Source organism: Psychroserpens mesophilus (genome assembly GCF_050617655.1).
Lineage (GTDB): Bacteria > Bacteroidota > Bacteroidia > Flavobacteriales > Flavobacteriaceae > Psychroserpens > Psychroserpens mesophilus_A.
The window spans coordinates 1-275 of sequence record NZ_JBODQC010000150.1; the positions used below are offsets into that span (position 1 = coordinate 1).

The 275-nt window shown below is 69.1% G+C and carries 1 pseudogene; it reads left to right on the top strand.

Going from position 1 to position 275, the window contains the following annotated elements:
- Positions 1–275: pseudogene (locus ACRHNM_RS16715) on the top strand (hypothetical protein); the annotation flags it as partial.

Here is a 275-nt window from a genome sequence, read left to right on the forward strand (position 1 = left end):
GGCCGCGCTGATCCCGGCGGGCGACGCGCTGGTGCTGAACCTGATGCGCTGGGGCGACGAGGTCAAGGCCGCCGACGACCTGGACCTGCCCAAGTCCGGCGCCAAGGCCACGTCGCCCAGCGCCAGCGAACTGAAGATGGCGCGCATGCTGGTGGACGACATGTCCGGCCATTGGGACCCGGAGCAGTACAAGGATGAGTTCAAGGCCGCCGTCATGGACCTGGTGGCGCGCAAGGTCAAGGCGGGCAAGACCGAGACGGTGATCGAGCCGCGGG